The sequence below is a fragment of the Candidatus Desulfolinea nitratireducens genome, assembly GCF_982879505.1.
In genome coordinates this window covers 1-2,995 of sequence record NZ_CEYOSI010000314.1, presented here as the reverse complement: position 1 = coordinate 2,995, position 2,995 = coordinate 1, and the positions used below count along the sequence as shown (strand labels likewise).

General features: G+C 48.8%; 3 protein-coding genes. 1 reads left to right on the top strand and 2 read right to left on the bottom strand.

Features of this window, described 5'->3' with window-relative positions:
• Positions 1-127: 127 nt before the first annotated feature.
• A complete protein-coding gene (locus AC3DOM_RS17120) occupies positions 128-1,945 on the bottom strand; it encodes an aldehyde ferredoxin oxidoreductase family protein (protein ID WP_487920249.1) in 1,818 nt (605 codons plus the stop codon).
• Positions 1,946-1,950: 5 nt separating this feature from the next.
• Entirely contained in the window at positions 1,951-2,358 is a 408-nt protein-coding gene (locus AC3DOM_RS17115) for an SCP2 sterol-binding domain-containing protein (RefSeq protein WP_487920248.1), read from the bottom strand.
• A 200-nt stretch (positions 2,359-2,558) separates the two neighbouring features.
• Between AC3DOM_RS17115 and AC3DOM_RS17110 the strand changes: the two genes are divergently transcribed.
• Positions 2,559-2,995 (top strand): transporter substrate-binding domain-containing protein (locus tag AC3DOM_RS17110; RefSeq protein ID WP_487920247.1); only part of this gene is annotated, 437 nt, incomplete at its 3' end.

Here is a 2,995-nt window from a genome sequence, read left to right as displayed (position 1 = left end):
CAAAGGGCATGATTCTTTCTCGAACCCAATGTGCAACGCATCTTAAAGATGCAATGCACATTTCACTTATTTTAAGGATAGGTTCAAAGGACAAAAAGGATTTTTAAGGCTATAAATTTGTCACTTTTCAAATCCACAAATCTTTCTCTATATCGCTCAAACCCAATGATTCCAATTTTTCGGAGGTCGGTTTTCCGGATTTGGCATCCCAGCCGCGGGCAGCGTAGTAGGCTGAGAGCATTTCATCAAAAGGGACCTTATATCCCTTTGCACCACCATCGGGTAGAGATTCCAGGATGGGTTCGGGCAAACGATCATTGGCGGCCACCAAACCCAATCTGATATTGATCGTACGTTTCAAATTCCAGGCACGCTCACCGGAACGCATCAGCTCACCCAAAGTCCAATCCAATCCACAGGCAGCGTTGACCAAATCCAGCACAGTTTGTGGCGAAACATTGGCAAAATGGCAGAGCACGAGGGCGTTGCCAACCGTGCGCCAATCCTGATGAAGGGCGACATTTGCAGCTTTCTCTGCACCGGCGTGTCGGTCAAAAAATTCCAGTCCAAGACTATCATCTACCTGCCCAATATCGGCTAAAAAGTAATCGGACTGGTTATGACAGGCCCCACGCGGGGAGGTTGCATACACAAGCGCCATACCCGAGGCACCCCGCGGATCGTGATAGCCCAGCTCCAGGCCATTGACCTGCACAGCCTGCTCTTTGGCACCAAAATGACGGGCCAACGCCAACGAACCTTTTGCCAATAACTCACCAAAACCTTCGCGTTTCGCCATCTGATGAAGCAAGATTTCAGCAGCTTTGGCATTGCCCCACCCCAGAGCCAAACCACCCGTATCTTCTTCAGAAATCTGACCCAATTCGAAAAGCCTAAAGGCCAGACCTAGCGTACCACTGGCACTGATCGAATCCAATCCATAGCGATCACAAAGCTCCCCCATCTGAGTACAAAATATAGCGTCCGTAATGCCAAGATTTGGTCCAAAACCGACCAGGGTCTCATATTCCGGCCCCTTCCTTTTCTCACCATCCTCGAGTTCAACAACACGCCCGCAGGCGATCACACATCCATGGCAGGCTTTTTTGCCGACCAAAATCGTTTCTGCAACACTGGCACCTGAAATCTGATCAGCTCCCTCAAGAACTCCCGCGCTAAAATATTTTTTTGGCATATCGCCGAGATAATCGAAGTAATCCGCAGCGCCCGCTGAGCCAAGGTTTCGCATCACCTCCGTCATCGAGTCGTCCCTCAAAGCGTTGTTCGCTGCCAGACGCAGCTCCTTGAAAGTCTGCGGCGAGGCCAACGGGATATCTTTGCTCCCGTGCACCGCAATCGCCTTGAGATTTTTTGCGCCCATCACTGCGCCCATCCCTGTCCGACCGGCAGCGCGACCATGATCGCAAAAAATACCGGCGAAGGGGATTTTATTTTCACCCGCAATACCAATCCCGAATATTTTTGCAGAACGCAAATTTGTTTCTGCTTTAATGGATTCCTGAATCTGATAAGTATCCTCCCCCCAAAGATGGTCTGCCGTCCGTATTTCAGGCTTGCCATCGTTTAACCAAAGGTAGACGGGAGAATCATATTTTCCCGTTATCCAAATTCCATCGTAGCCACATTTCCGCAACTCAACACCCCAAAATCCTCCCACATTGGATTCTGCCCACAGGCCGGTTGCCGGAGATTTTCCGGTGACTACAAACCTGCCCACAGCGGGACCAAATGTCCCGGTGAGCGGACCCGTCAGGATCAGCAAGGGTGCATTTGCAGAAAAGGGATCAAGATCGGAGCTCAATTCTTCATAAAGAATTCGCGCGGCCAGCGAGGCGGCTCCCAGATAATCGCGTTGCCATTGATCTGGAATTTGGTAGTCCTCAAACATCCCCGTTGAAAGGTTGACTTTGAGTATCGGCTGCATAGATTTTAAATAGCCTCGTCCGTTATTTCACCGGCACACCGCACAAAATCCAGCACGGTGGGGACATTCCGCATCATCACTGCCATATTCCCCTTGACACCCAGTTTTCGAGTGAGCATGGCCTGCATGGGATCAAGGTCGCCTTCCAAAACTCGCAGAAAATTTCCATAAGAAGCTTTCAGGATAAAAGCAGGTTTTTTTTCACCAATTTCATCCCATACAGCAACCGCACGGCATTTTCCATGCCAAAGGTCTATATAAAGGATCGCCTGCTCTTTAAGCCTGTCATCAGGCTCTAGCAGACAAACCATATCCCCTTCCCATTTTTTTGCAATTCGGGCGTATTGTTCATCTCGATTCAGTTTTTCCTTTAGCTTCTCAAGCCATTCCAGACTGGGGAATATTGCGCTCATTTTATTCTCCTAAAAGGATTAAATAATAGATATAAAGGATTTTACCATTTGCCAAATTGTTATTGTCGGAAAAATTACATAAAAATCCTGGATACCTCTTGCATTAAATAGAAACTTCGTATATTCTTAATATTTGAGTAGATGGGTTGAGAAAATAAACACTATCTACGTTGACAACCACTTTCAAAAAGGAGAAAAGAATGAAGAAGTTATCTGTAATACTCAGTGTTCTACTCTTTGCGACACTGATCCTATCCGCCTGCGGCCCCGCCGCAACAGAACCTGCCCCGGAACCGGCCGCACCCGAGGAGCCAGCTCCCGCTGAAGTAGATGGCATGCCCGATCTCGGTGGAGCAGAAGTGACCATCGCGGTTGAAAATGCCTATCTCCCTTTCAATTATATTGATCCGGAAAGTGGCGAGCCCGCTGGTTGGGACTACGATGTCTGGGACGAAATTTGCGCCCTGATCAATTGTACTCCCGTCTACACTGAGGCAGCATGGGAAGGCATGATCCAGGCTGTGGCAGATGGTCAATTTGATGCTGCCGCCGATGGCATCACCATCACCGAAGAACGCGCCGAGATCGTTGATTTCTCGATGGGCTATATCGCCATTGAACAACGCTTGCTCGTTCG